This is a genomic window from Desertimonas flava (assembly GCF_003426815.1).
Taxonomy (GTDB): Bacteria; Actinomycetota; Acidimicrobiia; order Acidimicrobiales; family Ilumatobacteraceae; genus Desertimonas; species Desertimonas flava.
The window spans coordinates 250,164-272,956 of record NZ_QKYK01000002.1 but is presented as its reverse complement, the minus strand read 5'-3'; the positions used below and the strand labels follow the sequence as shown (position 1 = coordinate 272,956).

General features: G+C 70.0%; 24 protein-coding genes. 13 read left to right on the top strand and 11 right to left on the bottom strand.

Features of this window, described 5'->3' with window-relative positions; genetic code table 11:
- Positions 1 to 73: 73 nt before the first annotated feature.
- From DN771_RS03895 to DN771_RS03855, 9 genes are all read right to left on the bottom strand, one after another.
- Positions 74 to 1,279: a zinc-binding metallopeptidase family protein gene (locus tag DN771_RS03895; protein WP_116996004.1), complete on the bottom strand. Its 1,206-nt coding sequence runs from the start codon at positions 1,277 to 1,279 to the stop codon at positions 74 to 76.
- On the bottom strand, positions 1,276 to 2,298 hold the full coding sequence (locus tag DN771_RS03890; RefSeq protein ID WP_116996003.1) for an aldo/keto reductase: 1,023 nt from the start codon (positions 2,296 to 2,298) through the stop codon (positions 1,276 to 1,278). The genes DN771_RS03895 and DN771_RS03890 overlap by 4 nt, the downstream gene beginning before the upstream one ends.
- Positions 2,299 to 2,666: 368 nt before the next feature.
- The gene (locus DN771_RS03885; RefSeq protein ID WP_116996002.1) at positions 2,667 to 3,560 is read right to left on the bottom strand and encodes a VOC family protein; all 894 of its coding nucleotides are present in this window, start codon (positions 3,558 to 3,560) and stop codon (positions 2,667 to 2,669) included.
- A gap of 132 nt (positions 3,561 to 3,692) precedes the next feature.
- Positions 3,693 to 4,196, bottom strand: a complete 504-nt coding sequence (locus DN771_RS03880; RefSeq protein WP_205528408.1) for an aromatic-ring-hydroxylating dioxygenase subunit beta — start codon at positions 4,194 to 4,196, stop codon at positions 3,693 to 3,695.
- A complete protein-coding gene (locus DN771_RS03875) occupies positions 4,193 to 5,524 on the bottom strand; it encodes an aromatic ring-hydroxylating oxygenase subunit alpha (RefSeq protein ID WP_116996001.1) in 1,332 nt (443 codons plus the stop codon). The genes DN771_RS03880 and DN771_RS03875 overlap by 4 nt, the downstream gene beginning before the upstream one ends.
- Entirely contained in the window at positions 5,521 to 5,958 is a 438-nt protein-coding gene (locus tag DN771_RS03870) for a cupin domain-containing protein (RefSeq protein ID WP_205528407.1), read from the bottom strand. The genes DN771_RS03875 and DN771_RS03870 overlap by 4 nt, the downstream gene beginning before the upstream one ends.
- Positions 5,955 to 6,866: a polysaccharide deacetylase family protein gene (locus DN771_RS03865; protein WP_116996000.1), complete on the bottom strand. Its 912-nt coding sequence runs from the start codon at positions 6,864 to 6,866 to the stop codon at positions 5,955 to 5,957. Before DN771_RS03865 ends, DN771_RS03870 begins: the two co-directional genes overlap by 4 nt.
- Before the next feature lie 52 nt (positions 6,867 to 6,918).
- Positions 6,919 to 8,064: an SLC13 family permease gene (locus DN771_RS03860; RefSeq protein WP_227462270.1), complete on the bottom strand. Its 1,146-nt coding sequence runs from the start codon at positions 8,062 to 8,064 to the stop codon at positions 6,919 to 6,921.
- A 92-nt stretch (positions 8,065 to 8,156) separates the two neighbouring features.
- Positions 8,157 to 9,194: a LacI family DNA-binding transcriptional regulator gene (locus DN771_RS03855; RefSeq protein WP_116995998.1), complete on the bottom strand. Its 1,038-nt coding sequence runs from the start codon at positions 9,192 to 9,194 to the stop codon at positions 8,157 to 8,159.
- A 317-nt stretch (positions 9,195 to 9,511) separates the two neighbouring features.
- On the opposite strand from DN771_RS03855, the gene DN771_RS03850 reads away from it, so the two are divergent.
- From DN771_RS03850 to DN771_RS03800, 12 genes are all read left to right on the top strand, one after another.
- Positions 9,512 to 10,582, top strand: coding sequence for a sugar ABC transporter substrate-binding protein (locus DN771_RS03850; protein ID WP_205528406.1), 1,071 nt, complete (start codon positions 9,512 to 9,514; stop codon positions 10,580 to 10,582).
- Positions 10,582 to 11,622 (top strand): ABC transporter permease, encoded by a 1,041-nt coding sequence (locus tag DN771_RS03845; protein ID WP_116995996.1) that lies wholly within the window; start codon positions 10,582 to 10,584, stop codon positions 11,620 to 11,622. The genes DN771_RS03850 and DN771_RS03845 overlap by 1 nt, the downstream gene beginning before the upstream one ends.
- A complete protein-coding gene (locus tag DN771_RS03840) occupies positions 11,619 to 12,389 on the top strand; it encodes an ATP-binding cassette domain-containing protein (RefSeq protein ID WP_116995995.1) in 771 nt (256 codons plus the stop codon). Before DN771_RS03845 ends, DN771_RS03840 begins: the two co-directional genes overlap by 4 nt.
- On the top strand, positions 12,386 to 13,378 hold the full coding sequence (locus DN771_RS03835; protein ID WP_116995994.1) for a Gfo/Idh/MocA family protein: 993 nt from the start codon (positions 12,386 to 12,388) through the stop codon (positions 13,376 to 13,378). Before DN771_RS03840 ends, DN771_RS03835 begins: the two co-directional genes overlap by 4 nt.
- 78 nt (positions 13,379 to 13,456) lie before the next feature.
- Positions 13,457 to 14,458 carry a LacI family DNA-binding transcriptional regulator gene (locus DN771_RS03830; RefSeq protein WP_116995993.1) on the top strand — a complete coding sequence of 334 codons (1,002 nt, stop codon included), beginning with the start codon at positions 13,457 to 13,459 and terminating at the stop codon, positions 14,456 to 14,458.
- A 146-nt stretch (positions 14,459 to 14,604) separates the two neighbouring features.
- Positions 14,605 to 16,260, top strand: a complete 1,656-nt coding sequence (locus DN771_RS03825) for a glycoside hydrolase family 13 protein (protein WP_162941495.1) — start codon at positions 14,605 to 14,607, stop codon at positions 16,258 to 16,260.
- Complete coding sequence (locus DN771_RS03820; protein WP_116995991.1) at positions 16,257 to 17,654, top strand: ABC transporter substrate-binding protein; 1,398 nt, start codon at positions 16,257 to 16,259, stop codon at positions 17,652 to 17,654. The genes DN771_RS03825 and DN771_RS03820 overlap by 4 nt, the downstream gene beginning before the upstream one ends.
- Positions 17,655 to 17,659: 5 nt before the next feature.
- Positions 17,660 to 18,661: a carbohydrate ABC transporter permease gene (locus tag DN771_RS03815; RefSeq protein ID WP_116995990.1), complete on the top strand. Its 1,002-nt coding sequence runs from the start codon at positions 17,660 to 17,662 to the stop codon at positions 18,659 to 18,661.
- Positions 18,658 to 19,533, top strand: coding sequence for a carbohydrate ABC transporter permease (locus DN771_RS03810; RefSeq protein ID WP_116995989.1), 876 nt, complete (start codon positions 18,658 to 18,660; stop codon positions 19,531 to 19,533). The genes DN771_RS03815 and DN771_RS03810 overlap by 4 nt, the downstream gene beginning before the upstream one ends.
- 97 nt (positions 19,534 to 19,630) lie before the next feature.
- Positions 19,631 to 20,200 carry a TetR/AcrR family transcriptional regulator gene (locus DN771_RS03805; protein ID WP_162941494.1) on the top strand — a complete coding sequence of 190 codons (570 nt, stop codon included), beginning with the start codon at positions 19,631 to 19,633 and terminating at the stop codon, positions 20,198 to 20,200.
- A gap of 103 nt (positions 20,201 to 20,303) precedes the next feature.
- Complete coding sequence (locus DN771_RS30645) at positions 20,304 to 20,432, top strand: hypothetical protein (protein ID WP_276113459.1); 129 nt, start codon at positions 20,304 to 20,306, stop codon at positions 20,430 to 20,432.
- Position 20,433: 1 nt separating this feature from the next.
- Positions 20,434 to 21,030, top strand: a complete 597-nt coding sequence (locus tag DN771_RS03800) for a pyridoxamine 5'-phosphate oxidase family protein (RefSeq protein ID WP_116995987.1) — start codon at positions 20,434 to 20,436, stop codon at positions 21,028 to 21,030.
- A 42-nt stretch (positions 21,031 to 21,072) separates the two neighbouring features.
- Here DN771_RS03800 and DN771_RS03795 read toward each other — a convergent pair whose 3' ends face one another.
- Positions 21,073 to 21,468 (bottom strand): VOC family protein, encoded by a 396-nt coding sequence (locus DN771_RS03795; RefSeq protein WP_205528404.1) that lies wholly within the window; start codon positions 21,466 to 21,468, stop codon positions 21,073 to 21,075.
- 117 nt (positions 21,469 to 21,585) lie between these two features.
- Here DN771_RS03795 and DN771_RS03790 point away from each other — a divergent pair, with 117 nt between their 5' ends.
- On the top strand, positions 21,586 to 22,380 hold the full coding sequence (locus DN771_RS03790; RefSeq protein WP_116995986.1) for a class I SAM-dependent methyltransferase: 795 nt from the start codon (positions 21,586 to 21,588) through the stop codon (positions 22,378 to 22,380).
- Positions 22,381 to 22,477: 97 nt separating this feature from the next.
- Here DN771_RS03790 and DN771_RS03785 read toward each other — a convergent pair whose 3' ends face one another.
- Positions 22,478 to 22,789, bottom strand: coding sequence for a DUF1905 domain-containing protein (locus DN771_RS03785; RefSeq protein WP_116995985.1), 312 nt, complete (start codon positions 22,787 to 22,789; stop codon positions 22,478 to 22,480).
- Positions 22,790 to 22,793 lie beyond the last annotated feature (4 nt).

The window sequence follows — 22,793 nt, the reverse complement described above, 5'->3', positions numbered from 1 at the left end:
TCAACATAGACGGACGGGACGCACTGGTCGGTCGGTATCGCCGCCGGTGGACGCAGGCCAGTGCGTCGAGGACTCAGGGCGAGAGGAACCAGCGGGTCGCGACGTCGGCGTAGAGATCGGCAAAGGCCGCGAGGTCGGCGAGTGACACGCGGTCGAGGCGGAGGTCGGCCGGGTCGCGGCCGATCACCGGCCCGACGCGCACGGTCGGGATGCCGGCAGCCCGGAACGTCACCCCGTCGGTCGAGCCGCGCCAGTTGGTCACGCTCGGCGGCTCGCCGAAGCGCCGCCGCCACTCCTCGTCCACCAGGCCGACGAGCCGGTGATCCGTTGACGTGGCGCCCGCGCGGTCCCACGCGTCGACGGTGACCGTCACCTCCAGGTCCGGCCCGACCGCGTCGGCGATGCGTGCGCGCAGATCGGTGGCGAGGCGAGCCGGGACGTCGATGGCGGAGAGTACGACGAACACCCGCGCCGTCACCGTGGCCGGCATCAGGTCCGGCTTGTCGAGGTCGCCCATCCGCACCGCCCCGAGGGCCACCTCGGTGCCGTCGGCACCGGCGACGAACTCGGCGCGCCATGACTCCACCGCGCCCACCATCGGTCCCAGGGCGCCGACCACTCCCGGCGAGGCGCTGCGGAACAGCGCCGGCTCCCATTGGCCCCGAATGGTGATGCCGAGATAGGCGGCGCCGGGCTCGGCGGCCAGGGGTGCCGGCGCGCCGCCCTTGACGTTGAGCAGCCCGGCCGGGGCGAATCCCGCCGCAACCGCCCGGCGGGCGCCGGCACCGAACGATGTCGCGCCCTCCGGCAGGCGGTGGGTACCACCAGAGGTCAGCAACAGCTGCAGCCGGTAGGCATCCTCGGCCAGCGCCGTCGCCAGTCGCGCCGCGGCCTGGTCGAGCGCGGTCAGCGCCGCGGCGACCGGCGCCTTGGCGACCGACAGACCGAGGCCGACGAGCTCGTCACCGTCGCGCCGGCAGGGAGGGACGGGCGACGCATCACCGGTGATCGCCGCATCGACGGCGACATCACCGGTCAGCGTGGTGTCGAGATGGGCATACATCGCCACGGCGGACGACGGATCGCCGGAGCCGGCCTCGACGAGCACGTTGGCCCGGGTCTCGTCGAAGCGGTCGGTCGCGAACCGCAGGTTCGGCCAGCGGGCGCGGCCCCACTGGACGAGGGCGTCGGCGAGGTCGGCCTCGCGTCCGAACGGGCTGGGGACGCCTGCGAGGAACTCGACGACCTCGGCGAGCTCGTCGGTGCGTGCCGAGCTCAACGGCGTCGCGCGACGACGTCGAGACCGGGCGGCGTGTAGCCGGCGTCGCCCGGGTTGATGTCCACACCGGGAGGGACGATCGCGTCGATCGCGTCGAGCGTGCCTGCGTCGAGCACCACGTCGGCGGCGCCGAGGAGATCAGCGAGCTGGTCCTCGGTCTTCGGGCCGAGGAGGACGGACGAGATCGCGGGGTGCGTGGTCGCCCAGGCGAGCGCCATGTGCGTGAGCGAGAGACCGGCGTCGGCCGCCACCTTCTCGAGGGCAACGGCCGCTTCGGCCTTCGCCGGGTTGCCGCCGTCGAAGTGGTCGGGCTGAGTCGCGCCGCGCGACCCTGCGGGCGGCGCGCCGCCGGCGGACGCCGTGGTGTACTTGCCGGTGAGCCAGCCGCCCGACAGCGGGCTCCACGTGATGACGCCGAGGCCGTGGCGCCGGCAGGCCGGTAGGACGTCGGCCTCGATGCCGCGCGTGAAGATGGAGTACGGCGGCTGCTCGGTGTGCGGACCGTTCATGCCCCGTCGTTCGGCGGCCCAGCGGGCTTCGACGAGGTCGGCGGCGGGGAACGTGGACGTGCCCCAGTAACGGATCTTTCCCGCCCGGACGAGATCGTCGAGCGCGCCGACCGTCTCCTCGATCGGTGTGAGCGGATCGGGCCGGTGGATCTGGTAGAGGTCAACGTGATCGACGCCGAGGCGCCGGAGGCTGTCGTCGATGGCGGTCATGATCCAGCGGCGCGAGTTGCCGCGCCGGTTGGGTTCGTCGGTCCCGAGCGGGTTGTGGAACTTGGTGGCCAGCACGAGGTCGTCGCGCCGACCGCGGATCGCCTCACCGACGATCTCCTCGTTCTCGCCGAAGGCGTAGACGTCGGCGGTGTCCACGAGGTTGATCCCGGCATCGATCGCCTGGTTGATGATGCGCAGGCACGCCGCCCGGTCCTGGTTGCCCCACGCGCCGAGGACCATCGTCCCCAGCCCGAAGCGGGACACCCGCACCCCCGTGTTCCCCAACACTCGATATTCCATGATCAGTCATCTACTCCAAGCGAGGGTGCGTGCCCCCACAAGCAGCGGCACGCGGAATGTGTCAACGGGTAAGCGCCCATCAGCGCCTCCGCCGGCGTGCGTGCCCCGCAAGCAGGGGCACGCGGGATGTGTCAACGGTAGGCCCCCGATCAACGATCCGACTCCGTCGGGGGTGCGAGAGGGGGCGGTAGCCCCCTCGCCGGGGCGGATCAGGCGAGCTTGCTCGCCCCGCCCCCAGCAGCTGGGTGCGGCGAAGCCGCTCGAACAGAACCTCGACCGCTGGAGAGAGCGAGGAACGAGCGAACGGAAGCGGTCGAAACCCCTCTGCCCGCCGTAGCGAGCGAGCGCAGCGAGCGATGCGAGGCGCGTCAGAAGTCTTTCCAGTCGTCCGCGGCGGCGCGCCAGACGTCGATGTTGCGGGGGTCGACGGACATGCGGCGGGCGCGGTGGGTGTGCTCGTGCTCCTCTTCGGTGAGCACGCGGTGACCGTCGCACAGCTCGACGCGCGGCCCGTGCTTCTCGTCCTGCATGTAGAAGGCGATCGACGTCGATGCCGAGTGGTTGACGATGTCGGAGGCGATGCGCACACCCTTGTAGCGCGCTCGCGCCCGGCCGCGGAAGACGTGGTCGAGGCTCTGCATGCGGAAGCAGATGTGGGCGACGTAGAACTTCGTGTCGCGCCGGACGGCGAAGGAGTGGTGGTAGCGGTCCTCGGAGCGGAGGAACGCCGACATGTCACCGATGTAGTCCGATGCGAGGAACCCGAGCACGCCCATGTAGAACTGGAGCGACTCCTCGTACTTGTCGGTCGAGATGAACGGGTGGACGATGTCGAGTGGCCGGAGGAGGAGCTGCGGCGGCTCGGCGAACTCCTGGAACTCGTAGATCAGTTCGATCGTGAGCCCGTTGGGGTCGTTGACCGCGAAGCCGTCGGTGCAGAGCGCGGCGACGTTCTTGTCGATGTCGAAGCGCTCGAGGCCGGCGGCATCCACCCGCCGGGCGAGGTCGGCGAGGACCTCGGGCGACTCGACGCTGAACCCGATGGCCGACACGAACGCGGCCTCGCGCTCAGGGGCCGAGATCAGCTCGACGACGTGGTGCGAGATACCCGTGCGGAGCGTGACGCGGCCGTCCTCGACGTCGACCGGCTCGAGACCCACGTGGTACTCGTAGAACTCCCGGGAGGCCTGGAGATCGGGCACCTCGAGGCGGACGTACTCCATTCCATACGGCCCCCGGGGGCGCGAGGCGGTGTCTGTCATTTCGAGGCTCCTTACTGGTGGTTGATGGAGGACAGCGAGCGAAGCGAGCGTCCCGAGGTCACGGCGGGGAGGCGTCCGGAGCGCCAGCGGAGGGCGCCGGCGCGCCGGCCTGCGTGGCCGGGGAACGCAGCATCAGAGGATGAAGCTGAGGCGGCCGGCGGGCGCAACCGACTCGGTCGCCAGCCATGACTTGCGCACCCGGAAGCGCAGCCCGTCGCCGGTGGAGACGAGGGTGTGGTCGTAGCGCCCGAGGTACGGGTCGGCGCGCCCGTCGCGGATCCGGTGGATGATGAACGACGCCTTGACCGACCACGTTCCGTCGTCCATCGGGGAGACGCGAACGTTGCTGATCATGCGGTGGGTGCGCGACCGCGGGTTCTCGGCGTGGGCGTTGCGGCTCTGCAGGCGAATCACGCGGGCGTTGAGGAGGTCCCAGTCGTCGGCGATGAAGAACTGCACCTTGGTCGGGTCGGCGTCGTCCGGAGCGTCGGTGGTGGGGATCTGGTAGCGACCGCCCTCCTCGAACAGGGCGAGCCAGGCGTCGAGGTCGTTCGTCTCGAGGAGTTCGGCCTCGCGATACAGGAACTCCTCGGCGGCGGCACGGGTGAGGATCATGTCGGACGTGGCCGCGCTCATGATTCACGCTCGGAGATCGCGTCGTTCCACTTGCGCCAGAAGTGACGAATGCCGCCCTCGTCGATCGAGCGGCCGGGCCCGGGCTTGTCGTCGTCGACCATGCCGCGAGAGATGTCGTTCCAGTCGTGGCCGAGCCGCTGGTCACCCGCGGTGGCGACGATGCCGCGCTGGATCGCCTCGTACGCCTCGATGTCGTCGGGCGTGGCGAGACCGCCGGGGCCGATGAAGCTGACGAGCACCCGGTTGCGCAAGGCGCGGGCCTCCTCGGGCTCGCCGAGGGGAGCGAGCTCCCAGGCATCGACCTCGGTGCGGTCGGCGGCGGTGGGCTCGAGCCGGCGGATCGACAGCGCTTCGATGTCGAAGAGGATGAGGTTCGGGAACACGTAGAGGATGCGGCTCACGTCGGCGACGCGGGCGGCTCGCTCGACGCCGAGACGCTCTTCGAGCTCGACGCGGTTCTCCTCGATGCGGATGCGCTCGGCCTCGCCGAAGCGGGGCTCCCACTGCATGCCGGCGCGGCCGCTGTGACCGGTGAGCAGCAGCACGCTGTGCCCGTTGTCGAGGCGCTGGTTCTTTCCCCCTTCGTCGCTGGTCGTGTAGCCGGTGCGCTTGAGGTAGTCGACGAACGTGATGTGGGTCGGCGTGAAGTGGTAGCCGTCCATGGCGTTCTCGACGGCGAGCTTCCAGTTGCCCCACACCTTGTAGCGCTGCGTGCCCGGGATGACCTCCATGCCGGTGGCGTTGTGGTCGGCGACGAGCTCGATGTAGTCCGCGGCGTTGCCGAGGTGGTCGGCGAGCGGTCCGGCATCGGGGTCGAAGTTGACGAACACGAAGCCCCGCAGCGACTCCACCTTGGCGACGGTGCGCAGCGTGAGCCGCTCGCGGAAGTCGTCGCCGTCGGGGTAGCCGTCGGCGCCGGGCAGTGACACCAGTTCACCGGACGTGTTGAAGGTCCAGGCGTGGTAGAAGCAGCGGAAGAAGCGGTTGTTGCCCTCGGTCTCGCGGCACAGCGTGGTGCCGCGGTGGGGGCAGGAGTTGTAGTACACCCGCACGCCGCCGTCGGCGTCGCGGCAGAAGATGAGCGGCCGACCGCCGAGGGTGCGGACCACGAAGTCGTTGGGGTTGGGGATCTCGCTCTCGTGGCCGAGGTACAACCACGTGCGGCCCCAGATCCGCTCCTGCTCGAGGGCGAACACTTCAGGAGACCGGAGCGCCGAGCGATGCACGCGGAACGTGCGAGCCTCCGTGTCCTCCTTGATGAACGGCCCGTCGAGCGACGGCCGGCGCACCTCCACCGGTGTGGTGGTGGGTACGTCGATCTGGGTCATCGAGAATCTTCTCCTTGCTGACGATCGGTCGAGTCGAGTCTGCCGTCGTCGGCGTCGTTCGCGCCCTCGATCGGGCGCGGCATCCAGTGGAGCAGGTGGGTGTAGTCGGATCGCGCCGGGGCGAACACGTCGAGGTTCTGCACCGGCTCGGTACCCAGTGGCTCGATGTAGTGCTCGACGCCGGCGGGGATCAGCAGCAGCGATCCCGGGCGGACGCGATGGGCGACGTCACCGACGTGGTAGATGGCCTCGCCACTGACGATGGTGGCGATCTGGTCGAAGTCGTCGTGCTTGTGCGGCTTGACGTCGATGACCGGGTCGATCTCGTTCATCACCAAGATGACGTCGGAGGTGCCGAAGCCCTTGCGCGACACACCTCGACGGACGACCTCGGAAGGGATGTCGTCCCAGTTCGCCGCCACCGGTTCAGTCACGAGAAATAACGATCGGCGTAGGTGTGCTCAGGCTTCTCGGCGTCGAGCGCCCACTGGGCGAGCTCGCTGTGACGGGCGAGCCACACGTCGTCGGAGTACTGGGACACGTGCTTCATGAACTGCTCGAACGCCGAGATCACCATCGGGCGACCGCCGAACTGGCAGTGCAGGGTGAGCACGAGCAGGCTCATCGGCTCGTGCTCGAGCAGGTAGTCGAACGTGCTGCGGTGCACGTCGAGCAGGTCGAGCACGTTGGCCTTGAGGACGCGATTGTCGGTGAAGTCGCTGTTGGGGACGGCGGCGATGACACCGTGGGGCGTCTCGACGCGGTGCGGCAGGTCGACGTAGGTGACGTCGGCGTGCCAGGCGAGGCCGGCCTGGGCGAGGAGTCCGGCGGTCTCCGGCGTGAACGCCAGCACCGGGCTCAGCCAGCCCGTCGGGCGCGGGACGCCGACGCCTTCGAGCGTGTCGAGCGATGCCTTGATGCACTGCGCCTGCTCGTCGGGGGTCATGTAGGCGAGCTGCTCGTCCTGGTAATAGGCGTGGCCGCCCAGTTCGTGGCCGGACTTGGCGATCTGCAGGATCGAGTCCGGGTACAGCTCGGCACAGGCCGCGTTGGTGAAGAAGGTGGCCGGCATCTGCCAGCGGTCGAGGGTGCGCAGGATGCGCCACACCCCGACGCGGCCGCCGTACGTGGACCAGGCTCGGCCGGCGTAGTCGACGGTCCCCTCCTTCAGGCTGGTGGCCTGCACGGAGTAGGGCGGGGCCTTGCCCTCGGACCACGTCTCGTACATGACGGTCACTGCAATGGCGACCTTCTTGCCGTTGGGCCATCTCAACTCGTTGGACATCTGCTGCACACGCTCCCTCTTCGTTTCGTCGCTCAGCCCCCAACTGACCAGGCTCATCTTGCAATACGGTATGGCATCTCGTCAAGAGGAACGGACCGGCGTAGATCGTTCAGACGACGCAGACGAGCACGGCGCCGACCACGATCGCCGGTAACCCCACGCGGAAGCCGACGGCCGAGAAACGGCGGACCGACACCTCGACGCCCATCGCCCTCGCAGTGTCGCGCCACAGCAGGCTCGAGAGCGACGCCGTCAGCACCAGTGCCGGTCCCAAGTTGACACCGATCAACAGTGGCCACGCCTGGGTCGCGTCGACCATCGACTGACTCCCGGCCAACACGGCCGGAAGGTTGTTGGTGAGGTTCGACGCGACGACGCCGAACGCGACGACTCCGAGGTCCCCGGCCGTGCCCGAGCGCTCGAAGATTCGCTCGAGGCCGAGATGCGAAACGGCCGACCCGACGAGCACGGCGAGTCCCGCGGCCACAGCGACCGCCGGCAAGGGGATGCTGCGCCACGGTAACGTCCGAGCGACGAACGATGCCGACACGGCGGCGATCGCCGCGACGACCCAGGCCGGGATGCCGACGGCGTCGCCGACGGTGAAGCCGACCAGTACGAACGCGATGATGGGCAGACCGCGGGCGAGAGCGGCTCGATCGACGGGGTCGTCGACGCGCTCCCCCGGCGGGCCGGAGCGGAACGTCGCCCGGTACGCGGCATACCCGACCGCGCAGGCCGCGAGCGTCGGCAGCGTCATCTCGCGGAGGAAGTCACCGACGCGCAGATCGAACTGCTCGGCGACCACGAGGTTCGTCAGGTTCGACACCGGGAGCACCGACGACGCCAGTGATGCCAGCAGGGCCGGCTGGAACGCCAGGGCCTCGGCGGACAGGCCGTGGCGCCGGGCGATGCGGATATAGAGCGGGGTGAGCAGGACGACTGCGGCATCGAGGTTGAAGACGATGACCACGCCGGCGGCGAGCAGCCAGAGCCAGGCGGCGAGGTGCCGTCCCCCGTCGAACGAGGCGGCGATGGCGCCGAACACGCCGATCGCCTCGAGGGCGGCGGCGAGGGGAACGGCAAAGGCGACGAACAGCAGAGGATCCCGTAGGGGACCGAGCGCACTCGTGACCTCGTCCCAGTCGATCACCGTGACCAGGAATCCCACGAGCGCGCAACCGACCGGGCCCGCCCACAGCGGGAGCCCGCGCGGCCGGACGAACATCACGGCGACACCGGCGAGGAGGAGGATGACCGAAAGCAGAGGGGCGACGCTACGGCCGTGGACGGCCCGCCGGATGGGCGATCTCGATGAGCTCCGCGGACGCGAAGGACACGGGCGCGTCAGCCCGTCGGCGGCGGGCCGGTGGTGGCGCGGATGCTGAGCGACGTGGCGAAGACGCGGTGGTTGTCCGGTGACGGATCGTCGAGGACGAACTGCACGGCGACCTCGGCGATGTCGTCGAACGGTTGACGCACGGTGGTGAGCGGCGGGGCCGTGTACTCGGCCATCGGTATGTCGTCGAATCCCACGATCGACACCTGCTCAGGCACGCCGATGCCGAGGGAGTGGGCTGCGTAGAGCGCGCCGACGGCCACCTGATCGGTGGCGGTGACGATCGCCGTCGGAGGCTCCGGTCGTTCCATCAACGAGTGGAAGGCGGCGGCGCCCGACCGGGGGTTGTTGCTGGCGGGGGCCATCAGCGACGGGTCGACCGACAGGCCGTGTGCGGCCAGCCGCTCCACGAGCGCGGCCTCCCGCTCGCGGATGTCGCCGAGGGGGTCACCGCCGATGAATCCGAAGCGGACGTGGCCCAACTCGGCGAGATGGTCGACGGCCGACGCGATGCCGGCCCGGTTGTCGATGTTGATCGTCGCCGCCCCGGCCAGCTCGAGCCCCTGCCAGAGGATGACTACGGGGACGCGGGCGGCGCGGAGGTCGCTCAACAGGCGCGGCTGGTCGCGCATGTCGCCGACGACGACGATGCCGTCGCAGTGGCGGGTCTCGAGGACGGCACGCAGCGCGATCGCCTCCTCGGCCTGGCTGTGCGCGGTCCCGAGCACGACGTTGTAGTCCCGGCGCCGCGCGGCCGTCGAGATCGCGTCGACCGTCACCGTGAACACGGGGTCGGAGATCTCACGGACGATCACGCCGAGCAGCATCGTCTTGGCCCCGCGCAGTCCGCGGGCGAGCGGGTTGGGCCGGTACCCGAGGCGCTCGGCGACCTCGAGCACGCGGCGGCGGGTGGCGGCGGCGATCGGGACCGACGTCGCGGTGTTGTTGAGCACCCGGGAGACCGTCGACTGCGACACGCCCGACGCCTGGGCGATGTCCTGCATCGTGATCGTACGTGCCGGATCGCCGGGGCCGATGGTCGTCACCGCTGGTCGCTCCCTGTTCCCATCCGCTCCCCCGGACGCGTCGTCGGCATCCGCTCGTCGACAATCAGCCTACCAACCCGCCTCGGTCCCGCATTCGGTTGACGGCATTGGAATGACTGCATAGGATTGCAGACGAAGGCTCCTGTTCCGTGCGGACACCGGGGGGTGTCAGCGCAGGCGCCGGGACGGGTCGGGGACACCACGATCGACGGCAGTCGCTTCGCCACGCACTCGCGAGGACCGAGCGGTCCGGCGAACGGCGTCTCCGGCCGTGAGAGATCTCGCTCCGAGCGAGCCCACAACCACAAGGGGGGACCATGGAATCACGACGACACCACTCACGGCGCGACGCACTGCGCACGATGGGGATGACGATGGCGGCTGGACTGGCCGTCAGTCAGGGGGTGGGATCGGTCGCCGGGGCGAGCGGCCGGCCCGCCCGACGGACGGGCGGGGCCGGCGATTTCCCGGCGACACCGGAGTGGAACTTCGTGTTCATCAACCACGTCACGACGAATCCGTTCTTCGTGCCGACGCAGTACGGCATCGAGGACGCCTCGGCGTTGTTGGGGACCACGTTCCAATGGACCGGCTCCGAGGTCGCCGACAACGCCGAGATGGTCAACGCGTTCGAGGCGGCCGTGGCGGGGGGTGCCGACGGCATCGCCGTCGCCCTCGTCGATCTCGAGGCGTTCAACGATCCGATCCAGCAAGCCCTCGACGCCGGCATCCCCGTCGTCTCGTACAACGCCGACGCGGCCAACGGGCGACTCGCCTACGTCGGCCAAGACCTCTACGGCTCGGGGTACGCGATGGGCGAGCGCATCGTCGAGCTCGTCGGCGAGGGCAAGGTGGCGCTGTTCATCGCCACCCCGGGGCAGCTCAACATCCAGCCGCGCATCGACGGTGCTCTCGACGCCATCGCCGAGTCGGGGGCGGCGATCGAGGCCGTTGACATCGCGACCGGCGCCGTGCTCGAAGAGGAGCTCAACGCGGTCGAGGCGTGGTACCTCGGCAACACCGACGCCGTCGGCATGTTCGCCGTCGACGCCGGCAGTACCCAGGCGGTCGCCCAGGTGGTGCAGCGACACTCGGCCCGAGACCAGGGCCTGCTGGGTGCCGGCGGCTTCGACCTGCTCCCGACGACGGTCGAGCTGCTCTCACAAGGCGTGATCGACTTCACGATCGATCAGCAGCCCTACCTCCAAGGGTTCCTGCCGGTGCAGTACCTCTACTTCTCGAAGCTCTCGGGAGGGGTCGTGCTGCCGCCCGAGACCAACACCGGACTCGTGTTCCTCGATCAAGCGGGCGCCGGCCTCTTCCTGGAGACGGCGAGCCGGTTCGAGGGCGATTCCGACGCACAGCAGCTGATCGGGGCGTCCGACTGATGTTGCAGGAGCGCGCGGTCGAGCCGCCGGCCGATCCGCCCCTCGGTCCGCCCGCCGAGCGGCCGACCGCGCGCGTGGGGGTGGGTTGGCGGGCCCTCGACGTGGTCACCCGCCGGCGCGAGGCGAGCATCGCCGTGGTCGCGATCGTCCTCTTCGGCTACTTCGCGGTGTCCGCGACGAACTTCACCACCGAGAACAACCTTCGCGTCATCACCCAGTTCACGGCGCCGGTCGCGATCCTAGCCATGGCCCAGGTGATGCTGCTCGTCGCCGGCGAGATCGACCTGTCGCTCGGCCACATCTACGCGATGGCTCCGTTCATCCTCCACGCCGCGCATGAGGCCGGCGTTCCCCTCGCTATCGCCGCCGTCCTGGCCGTGGCCGGCGCGTCGCTGGTCGGTCTCGCCAACGGGCTGATCACCGTGCTGACCGGCGTGCCGTCGTTCATCACGACGCTCGGCATGCTGTTCTTCCTCAACGGGTTCACGTTGACGATCTCGGACGGGTTCCCCAAGCCGGCGCCGAAGGGCACGGTCGCCGACGTGCTCGGCGGGGCGGACTTCTCGGGGTTCTGGTGGGCGGTCGGCCTGGCGGTCGCCCTGCACCTGCTGCTGTCGAGCACGCGGTGGGGCATCTACACCGTCGCCACGGGCGGCAATCCGATCGGGGCCCGCGAGGCCGGTATCGCGACGAAGCGGATCAAGGTCGGCAACTTCATGCTCGCCGCCGCGCTCGCCGGTCTCACCGGACTCCTGGAGGGATTCCGCATCACGTCGTTCGAGCCGCTGGCGGGCGGCGCGCCCGTCATGTTCCAGGGCGTCGCCGCCGCGGTCATCGGGGGGACGGCCCTCGCCGGTGGCTCGGGCACGGTGATCGGGGCGCTGCTCGGCGCGGTGGTGCTCGGCACGCTGCGCGACGGGCTGACGATCAAGGGCATCAGTTCGTTCACGTTCAACATGATCCTCGGCGTGGCGATCATCGCATCGATGGTCCTCAACGTCGCGGCCAACCGGCTGCGCCTGCGCATGAGGCAGACATGAGTGCCGGTCGGACGTCGGTGATCCGTGCCGAGGGCCTCGCCAAGCGGTACGGCCCGGTGACCGCTCTTCGCGACGTGTCGATCCACCTCGACGAGGGTGAGGTGCTGGGCCTCATCGGCGACAACGGTGCGGGGAAGTCGACGCTCGTCAAGATCCTCACCGGCTTCCATCCGCCCGACGCCGGCCGGCTCTTCATCGGCGGCGAGGCGGTCACACTTCGCTCGGTGAACGACGCCCGCCAACGAGGGATCGAGACCGTCTATCAGGATCTCGCCCTCATCGACGAGCTCCCGGTGTACTTGAACATGGCGCTGAAGCGTGAGCTGACCTTCCGATGGATCCCGCTGCTCGATCGCCGGCGGATGCGCCGGATGGCGGCCCAACGGTTGCAGGAGATGGCGATCGCCCTGCCGTCGGTGGAGACCGATGTGGCGTACCTGTCGGGTGGACAGCGTCAGGCGATCGCCATCGCCCGGGCCCTCTTCTCCGACGCCAGGGTGATCCTGCTCGACGAACCGCTCGCCGCGATGGGGGCGAAGGAGAGCATGGTGATCCTCGACCTGATCCGCGAGCTGAAACGGCGCGGTGACGTCTCGATGATCATGATCGCCCACAACTACGCGCAGATCCTCGACGTGTGCGATCGTGTCAACCTCGTGCAGCACGGACGAATCACCTACGACCGGCTCGTGGACGAGACGTCCGTTCACGAGCTGACCGATCTCGTCGCCGCCGAGTACCGACGCGCGCGACAGGGTCTCGAATGAGCCGCCCCGGGGCGCGGCTCCGCTGGGGGGTGCTCGGTGGCGCGGCGATCGCCGTGGGAAAGGTGATCCCGGCAACCCAGCGATCGACCCGCGGCGAGGTGCTGGCCATCGCGTCGCGCGACGGTGACCGGGCCACGGCGCTCGCCGAGTCGCTCGGCATCGCTCGCGCCTACGGGTCGTACGAGGCCCTGCTGGCCGACCCCGACGTCGACGCGGTGTACATCCCTCTGCCCAACCACCTCCATCGGACGTGGACCCTGCGAGCCGCCGAGGCCGGCAAACACGTTCTCTGCGAGAAGCCACTGGCCGTGACCGCCGCCGACGCCGCGTCGATGGTCGACGCGTGCCGCGCCGCCGGCGTCGTGCTGATGGAGGGGTTCATGTATCGCTTCCATCCGCTCTGGCAGCGGGTGCACGCGCTCGTCTGCCGGGGCACCATCGGCGAGCTCTGGGGCGTGCAGGCTCGATTCGCGTACCGCAACATCGATCCCCTCGACATCCGCAACGTCGCCGCGTTCGGTGGCGGGGCACTCCTCGACATCGGGTGCTATCCGATCAACGTGTCGCGCTGGCTGTTCGACAGCGAGCCCACTGCCGTCCACGGCGTCGTCCGCCGCGACCCCAGGTTCGGTACGGACGTGCTGACGTCCGCCGTGCTCGATTTCGGCGGCCGCCAGGCGACGTTCTCGTGCTCCACCCAGCTCGAGCCGGACCAGCGCGTCGACCTGTTCGGGACCCAGGGGCGGATCACCGTCGAGATCCCCTTCAACATCCCGCCCGACCGCCCGACCCGCATCCTCGTCGCCGCCGGAGGCGACCCGCCGGTCGCTCCAGCGCTGGACGTGATCTCGATCGACACCGCTGACCAGTACGCCCTGCAGGCGGACGCCTTTGCCGCGGCCGTGCTCGACGGCACGCCCGTTCCGATCTCGCCCGACGACGCGGTGCGCAACCTCGCCGTCATCGACGAGATCCTCGGGGGCACCTGACGCCTCGGGGACACGCCGGGCGGTTGGCGTCGCACCCCCGTGCAAGAACTTGCAGTCGGATGTCGTAGTCTTGCGGGCATGCGGCGCCGTCTTGCCGAGGTCGCCCGCCATGTCGGGGTGAGCGAGGCGACGGTGAGCCGCGTCCTCAACCAACGACCGGGCGTGTCCGACGCCACCCGCGACGCCGTGCTCACCGCCCTCGACGTCCTCGGCTACGAACGCCCCACCCAGCTGCGCGGCGAACGGGCCCGGCTCGTCGGGCTGGTCCTGCCCGAGCTGCAGAACCCGATCTTCCCGGCCTTCGCCGATGTGATCGGCGGCGCCCTCGCCCAACACGGCTTCACTCCGGTGCTGTGCACGCGGACGGTCGGCGGGTTCACCGAGGCCGCCTACGTCGACCTGCTCTTCGACCAGCAGGTGTCCGGCGTCGTGTTCGCCGGCGGTCTGTACGCCCAGGCCGACGCCCCGCACGGCCACTACGCCAAGCTCGCCGAGCGCAACCTGCCGGTCGTGTTCATCAACGCCGCCGCAGACTGGCTGCAGTTCCCCCGCGTGTCCTGCGACGACGCGATGGCCGCCGAGCAGGCCGTCGACCACCTCGTGGCCCTCGGGCACCGGAACATCGGTATGCTCGTCGGCCCGTCCGACCACGTGCCGAGCAACCGCAAGGTCGACGGAGCCCGCGCCGCCGCGGCCCGTCACGGCGTCACCATCGACGACGAGCGGATCGGGCGCACGATGTTCTCGGCGGAGGGCGGGCAGGCGGCGAGCACCGAGCTCCTCGGCACCGGCGTGTCGGCGATCGTCTGCGCCAGCGACCCGCTCGCCCTCGGCGCCGTGCGGGCGGTGCGCCGCAGCGGGCGCACGGTCCCCGGCGACGTGTCGATCGTCGGCTTCGACGACTCGGCGTTCATGAAGCACACCGACCCGCCGATGACCACCGTGCGCCAGCCGATCGAGTCGATGGGCCGGGCGGCCGTCGAACGGCTCGTCAGCCAACTGGACGGTCGGAGGGACGGGCCGACCGAGCTCCTGTTCGCACCGGAGCTGGTGGTCCGGGCGTCCACGGGGCCGGCCTGACGCACGCGCGCTTGCAGCGAGCGCGCATCTGTTGTGATTCTGCGTAAGTTCCGCGACTTCTTGCATCATGCGGTCCGCTGTGGTGAGGTGACGGACAACGGCGGCGCATCCGGCGCGGCCCGGGGGTGTCGAGGGGGCAACCGATCGTGCAATCGACCGCGGAATGGTGGCGTCACGCCGTCGTGTACCAGGTGTACGTCCGCAGCTTCGCCGACGGCAACGGCGACGGTGTCGGCGACCTGGCGGGCGTGCGGGCCCGGCTCGGCCACCTCCGCGATCTCGGCGTCGACGCCATGTGGTTCAACCCGTGGTACGCGTCGCCGCTGGCCGACGGGGGCTACGACGTCGCCGACTACCGCGCCATCGAACCGTCCTTCGGCACGCTCGCCGAAGCCGAGGCGCTGATCGCCGAGGCCCTCGAGGGCGGCATCCGCACGATCATCGACATCGTCCCCAACCACGTGTCGGATCGGCATCCGTGGTTCGTGGAGGCGCTCGAGGGCGGGCCCGGCTCGCCGATGCGCGACCGCTTCTGGTTCCGGCCCGGCCGGGGGCCCGGCGGTGAGTTGCCGCCCAACGACTGGCAGTCGCACTTCGGCGAGTCGGCGTGGACGCGCACCCAGCAGCCCGACGGCACCCCCGGCGACTGGTACCTCCACCTCTTCGCACCGGCCCAACCCGACCTCAACTGGGAGCACCCCGCCGTCCGCCAGGAGCACGAGGAGGTGCTGCGGTTCTGGTTCGACCGGGGCGCCGCCGGGTTCCGCATCGACTCCGCGGCCCTGGCCATCAAGGATCCCGGCCTGCCCGACGTGGAGACCCTCGGCGACCGGCCCCATCCCTACGCCGACCGCGACGAGATCCACGACCTGTATCGCTCGTGGCGGCGGATCGCCGACGGGTACGACCCGCCGCGCGTACTCGTGGGCGAGGTGTGGCTCGAAGACGTCGAGCGGTTCGGCCACTACCTGCGCAGCGACGAGCTCCACGGCGCGTTCAACTTCGACTTCCTCGCCGCGCCGTGGACCGCGGCGGCCCTCCGGCGGTCGATCCGCTCGACGCTCGCCCATCATTCCGCCGTCGGCGCGCCGGCGAGCTGGGTACTCGCCAACCACGACGTCACGCGAGTGGTCACCCGCTACGGCCGTTCCGACTCGTCGTTCTCCTTCGCCGCCAAGCGACACGGCACCCCCACCGATCTCGAGCTCGGAACGCGACGGGCCCGGGCGGCGATCCTGCTGGCGGCGGCGCTGCCCGGCACGCTCTACGTGTATCAGGGCGACGAGCTCGGGCTGCCCGAGGTGGAGGACCTCGGGCCCGAACACCGGCACGACCCGATGCACTTCCAATCCGGCGGCGTCGACCCGGGTCGGGACGGCTGCCGGGTGCCCCTGCCCTGGTCGGGCACGTCTCCGCCGTACGGATTCGGGCCGGCCGGGTCGGCGCCGTGGCTCCCCCAGCCACCGGACTGGGCCGACCGCACCGCCGAGGCCCAGACCGGCGACCGGAGCTCGATGCTCACCCTCTACCGGGATGTCATCGCCCTGCGCCGGAACCTCCGCCACGAGACCGCTGACCTCGTCTGGCTCGACGGCGACGACGACGTGATCGCCTTCCGGCGCGGCGCTGTGGCATGCGTCGTCAACTTCGCCGACACGGCCGCACCTTTGCCGGCGGGTGCCGTCGTGCTCGCCAGCGGCCCGCTGGTCGACGGCGGCCTCCCGACCGACACCGCCGCCTGGATCCAACTCACCGACCCGCCCACCAGCTACGACCCGACCGAGACAAGGGGAACCTCATGAACACATCACGCACGAACCGGCGGCGGCGCCACGGCGCCCTGCTCGCCATCCTCCCGGGGGCCGCGGCCATCGCCGGTGGTCAGCTCGCCGACGGCACCGCCTCGGCGACCACCGCCGAGGAGGTGACGATCTCGGTGAGCAACCTGCCGCCGAGCACCGAAGCTGGCGCCCGCGAGGCGTTCCTCGCCCGCGTCGAGCAGTTCGAGGCGCTGCACCCGAACATCGACATCGAACCGTCCGAGTACGAGTGGGACGTCGCCACGTTCGCCGCCCAGCTCGCCGGTGGAACGATGCCGACCGTCTTCCAGATGGCGTTCACCGACACGACGGGTGTCGTCGAGCGCGGCCAGGTGTCCGACATCAGCGCTGAGGTGGCCGCCCTGCCGTACGCCGACAGCTTCAACCCCAACGTCCTGCGCGTCGCCCAGGACGCCGAGGGCAACACGTACGGCATCCCGATCGCCGCCTACGGCATCGGCCTGCAGTACAACCGGGCCCTCTTCGAGGAGGCCGGTCTCGAACCCGACGCTCCGCCGACGACCTGGGAGGAGGTCCGCGCCGCGGCCAAGGCGATCTCCGAGGCGACCGGCATGGCCGGGTTCGCCCAGATGACCCAGAACAACACGGGCGGCTGGATGCTCACGACGCTCAGCTACGCCTTCGGCGGGCGCCTCCAGGAGCTCGCCGAGGACGGCTCCGTCGACGTCACCATCGACAACCCCGGCACGATCGCAGCCCTCGACTACCTCCACGCCCTCCGATGGGAGGACAACTCGATGGGGTCGAACTTCCTCTTCGACTGGGGCACGATCAACCAGGCGTTCGCCGGTGGCCAGATCGGCATGTACATGGGCGGATCCGACGTGTACAACAGCCTCGTCACGGAGAATCAGATCGATCCCGACACGTACGGCCTCACCGTGCTGCCCCTCGAAGGACCTGACGCGGGCGTGCTCGGTGGCGGCACGATCGCCGCCGTCGTCGCCGACGCGACCGACGCTGAGCGGGCCGCGGCCGTGCAGTGGATCGACTTCTACTACATGGCCAAGCTCACCACGGAGGAGGCCGCCGTCGCCGACGCCGAGGCGCTGGCCGCCAACGACGCCCCGATCGGGACACCGGCGCTGCCGATCTTCAGCGCCGAGCAGCTCGCCGAATCCGACGCCTGGGTCGCCGACTTCGTCAACGTGCCGCAAGCGCAGATGGCCGGGTTCCGCGACAACATCGGCGACCAGCCGCTGATCCCCGAGCCGCCGGCGTCGACACAGGAGATGTACGCCATCCTCGACACCGTCGTGCAGACGGTGCTCACCGACGAGGGTGCCGACATCGCCGCCCTGCTCGCCGACGCCGATGCCGAGGTGACGGCACTGGTCGAGGCGGCTGCCGGCTGACCACGATGCGACTGCTCCCGGACGACTGCACCACGGCCTCGACCACCACGGCGGTGGCGGGCCGGGGCGCGGCTCGTCCGGGGGCCGACCGGTCACCGTCGCCGACCCGCTTCCGGCAGCGCCGCCGGGCGACGGCGAGCCATCCGCTCACCACGTTCCTGCTGGCGCTGCCGATGCTGTTCGTCTTCGGCTGCTTCGCCTGGTGGCCGCTCGTCCGGGCCGGGATCCTCAGCGTGCAGGAGACCAATCTCGTCGAAGCCGCGCAGTGGACCGGCCTCGACAACTTCCGGCGCGTGCTCGACGACCCCTTGCTGTGGACGGCGGTGAAGAACACCGCCTGGTTCGCCTTCCTGGCCCTGGTGTTCGGCTACCCGCTGCCGATCATCCTCGCCGTGTTGGTGGGCGAGTTGCGCCGGGGCCGCGGGCTGTACGCCGGCCTCGCCTACCTGCCGGTCGTCATCCCGCCCGTCGCGTCGATCCTGCTGTGGCGCGTCTTCTACGACGCCTCACCGCGCGGGACGTTCAACACGATCCTCGGTTGGATCGGTCTCGGGCCGTACCCGTGGTTCCAGTCGACGACCTGGGCGATGCCGTCGATCGTCCTCCTCGCCACCTGGTCGTCAGCGGGTGCGACGGTCATCATCTACCTCGCCGCGCTCACGGCGGTGAACACCGAGCTGTACGAGGCGGCCGAGGTCGACGGTGCATCGCTGTGGCGCAAGGTCTGGCACGTGACGCTGCCGCAGCTGCGGACCGTGCTCTTCGTGACACTGATCCTGCAGCTGATCGGGACGTTCCAGCTGTTCACCGAGCCCTACCTCCTCACGCAGGGCGGACCGGCAAACGCCACGATGACCGTGGTGCTGCTCCTGTTCCGCTATGCGTTCGGCGCCGGGGGCGGCGGGGACTACGGCGCCGCCGCCGCCCTGAGCCTGATGCTCGCCGCGGTCCTCGCCGTGTTCACCGCGGTGTACTTCCGCCTCACCAAGAGCTGGTCGACGAAGTGACCCGGGCGATCATCTCGCCGCTCGATCGGCAACGGCGCGGCGTGCGCTGGACACTGCTGGCCGTCCACGCCGGGCTCCTCGCGGTCCTGGTGGTCGTCGGGCTCGGGCCGCTGTTGTGGCTCGCCAAGTCGGCGGTCTCGGAGACGCGCGACACGCTGACGAAGCCGATGAGCCTGTGGCCGAGCGGTGTCGACCTCGACAACCTGCGCCAAGCATGGGACGACGCCGAGATCAGCCGGTACTTCGTCAATACGGTGAAGATCGCCGTCGGGTCGTGGCTGTCGCAGCTCTTCGTCGCCGTGACCGGCGGCTACGTGCTGGGCATCCTGCGACCGTGGTATGCCCGCATCGTCACCGGGGCGATCCTCGTGACGTTGTTCGTTCCTCCGGTCGTGCTGCTGGTGCCGATGTTCCTCACCGTGCTCGACATGCCGCTGACCGGCACCTCGCTCCTCAACTCGTACTGGGCGATCTGGCTGCCTGCGGGCGCCAACGCGTTCAACGTGATCCTCGTCAAACGCTTCTTCGAGAACCTGCCGACCGAGATCATCGAAGCAGCCCGCGTCGACGGGGCGGGGCCGTTGCGGCTGTTGTTGTCGGTGGTGTTGCCGATGTCCAAGCCCGTGGTCGGCGTGGTGTCCGTGTTCGCCGTGCTCGTGTCGTGGAAGGACTACCTCTGGCCGCTGATCGTCCTGCCCGAGCCGTCGATCCAGCCGCTGTCGGTCCGGCTGCCGCTCGTGCGCGACACCCTGCAGCTCGACGTGTTCCTCGCCGCGCTGGCGATCTCGACCGTGCTGCCGATCGCCTTCTTCATGATCTTCCGCCGCTTCTTCCTGAGCGGGGACGGCATGAGCGGCGCCGTCAAGGGCTGACCCGTTCCGAGATAGTGCCAGGCACTATCTCGGAACGGCGTGAGCGGCGATGCGTGGAGCTGTTGCGTTTGAACCGAACGATCGGTACAGTCCTCGCATGGCCCCTCGCCTCGTCACCGACCAGCAGCTCGTCGAGCGGCTGACGGGACTGTTCCGGCAGGTCGGCTACGAAGGCGCCAGTCTGAACGCGATCGCCGAGGCCACCGGGCTGCAGAAGTCGAGCTTGTACCACCGGTTCCCGGGCGGCAAGCAGCAGATGGCCGCCGAAGCCAGCGCCGCCGTGCTCGACGAGTTCGCCTCGTCCGTCCTCGCCCCCGCCGGCCGGGACGATCCACTCCACGAGCGCGTGGCGGCCATCGCGGCCAACCTCGATCGGTTCTACGACGGCGGAGCTCGCTACTGCCTGCTCGACATGCTGTCGGTCGGCGAGCCCGGCGTCGACGCGGCAACCAACCTCGCCGCCGCTGCCGCCGCCTGGATCGACATCTTCGCCGCGCTCGCCCGCGAGTCCGGCGCCGACGCCCCGACGGCGCTGGCCCGAGCACAGGACGCGGTTGCCGCGATCGAGGGTGCTCTCGTCGTCTCCCGAGTCACCGGTGACCGCGATGCCTTCACCCGCGCCGTCAGGCTGCTCCCCCAGCGGCTCCTCGGCGAGGCCGCCGCCTGATCCGCGCGCCAGCCACCAGCCACCAGCCACCACGATCCATCAACCAGCAACCACCGACGTCCACCATTTGTACCGGACGTTCCGTCCAAGGAGAATCCAACTCATGTCCACCACCGAGAGCAAGACCCCCGTGCTCATCGTGAGCGATCCCGCGGGCGACTTCGATCGGGCCGGGCACGTCGCCAGCGTGCGAGCGCTCGTCGACGACGGCTACCGGATCTTGTCGTTCTGACATGCAGCAGTACCTCGACATCACGGTCGGCGACGCGGCGGCTCAGCACCAGCGCCGCCGCGGTTCGTTCGACGGCTACGCCCGGATGAGGGCGTCGGCGCCACCACGAGGTTTCGGCGACACGGAGATCGACTTCCTCGCTCGTCGCGACAGCATCTACGTCGCGTCCGTGACGGACGACGGGTGGCCGTATGTCCAACATCGCGGCGGTCCGGCCGGGTTCATCAAGGTCCCCGATCGCACCCACATGGCGTGGGCCGACCGCACCGGGAACCGGCAGTACATCACCGCCGGCAACCTGGACCGCGACGACCGGATCGCCGTGATCGCCGTCGACTACCCCAACCGCACCCGCCTCAAGCTGCTCGGTCGCGCCCGATTCGATCCCGACCCGACCCCGGCCTCCCTCGAAGCGCTCGGCATCGACGGTCGCCTCGAAGGCTTGGTCACCGTCGAGGTGGTGGCGTTCGACTGGAACTGCCCGAAGCTCATCACGCCACGGTTCACCGCCGAGGAGGTGCGGGCGGCCACCGCACCGCTGCGGGAGCGGATCGCCGAACTCGAGGCGCAGCTCGCATCGGCGGCGTCCGCGAGGTGACGATCGTCGCGTGCGACCACCGTCACCGGAGGTGCCGCGTGCTCAGCGGGGGCGGTACGCCGACGGGCCGGCGAGGACGACGCGATAGCCGTCGAGGTCGCGCAGCCAGATCTCCATCTGACGGGCGTTGGGGTTCTCGTGCGGTTCGGTCTCGACGGTGACCCCCGCCTCGCGGCAGCGGGCGACGGCAGCATCGAAGTCGTCCACCTCGAACCACAAGGCAACCCCGTTGCCGAGCGGGACGGCCGGATCGCCGATCCTCGCGTGGTGGTGGGGATCGCCGAGATGGTGCAGCTGCATCACGATCTCCCCGTCGACCACGAGCTGTTCGTACTCGTCCCCACCGTGCCCGCTCTCGGCGCCGAGCACGACCTGGTACCAGCGGCTCGACGCGGCGACGTCGGACACGGCGATCATCGTCTGGTTCCACAGCGCCATCGCCGCGACGTTACGTCGCCAGGAGATCCGGCCGCGGCGGTCCGCGCCCTGGCGTTCCGATCTGCTGTTTTGGCAACGCATCGTGCCGTTCGTCGGGACGACGGGCATGATCCAAGCATGGCGCACGACCCTGACACGCACGATGCCCACGACCACGACGACCACGACGACCGTGACGGCCATCACGCTCACGGCGGCAACGACGATCCGCAGGAGCGAGTGGCCGTCGCCTGGCACGCGGCACGCTGGCTGCCCGTCGCCTACCGGCTGACGAAGCCGCACCTGCCGCCGGCCCCCGCCGTCGTCGTCGACATCGGTTGCGGGACGTTCGGGGGCATCGTCCCGGCGCTGCTCGGCGACGGCTACGACGCCGTCGGCATCGATCCCGGCGCCCCGGCGACCGACCACTATCGCGTCGCGCCGTTCGGCGAGGCCGAACTGCCCGGCTCGGTCGACGCGATCACGGCCTCGCTGTCGCTGCACCACGTCGACGACCTGGAGGCTGCGGTCGAGCGGGCCGCCAAGGCGCTCTCGCCCGGAGGCGTTCTCGTCGTGCTCGAGATGGACTGGCCGGCGTTCGACGACGCCGCCGCCGAATGGTGCTTCGCCCGCCTGCCGGTGCACGACTCGGGCGTGCCCGCCGGCTGGCTGGCGCAACAACGCGAGAACTGGCTCGAGTCGGGCACGTCGTGGACGGACTACCGCACCGAGTGGGCGACCGGCCACGGCCTCCACCCCGGAGACCGGATCCGTCGCGCGCTCGACGCCCACTTCGAATGCGTCGAGTCGGCGCCGATCCCCTACTACTTCAGCCAGCTCGTCGACGGCATCGGGCCGGACGAGGAACTGGCGGCCGTCGCCGCCGGCGAGCTCGCCCAGTCGACGTTCCGCTACGTCGGTCGGCCCCGCTGACCCAGCGCCCGCCGCGGCGGTACTCGGGAAGTGCTCACCGAACGGGTCGCATTCGGCGCGCTGGGTCGGCACTTCGTGCACACCTCGGCGGGCGGCTTCAGGCGATGACGGTGAGGCGCACGCGCGCCCTCGAGCCGGCGTCGAGGCGCTCTGCCGTCCGTACGGCCTTCTTCACCGGCAGCACGTACGTGGCCCGCTTCGAGTCCGGGAACACCGAGGTCTTCCAGCTCGACGAGCCGACAGTGACGTCCACTCGCAGCGACCCGAAGCCAGCGGCGCGGTGGCCGTAGAGAGCCTCGATGTCGTCGGCGATGTCCTCGGGAACGCTGACGAAGTGCCACGACCCACCGTCGGCCAACCAGACCTCGGCGTCGAACTCGAAGGGGTCCGCGGTCGCGACGTCGTCCATGCGG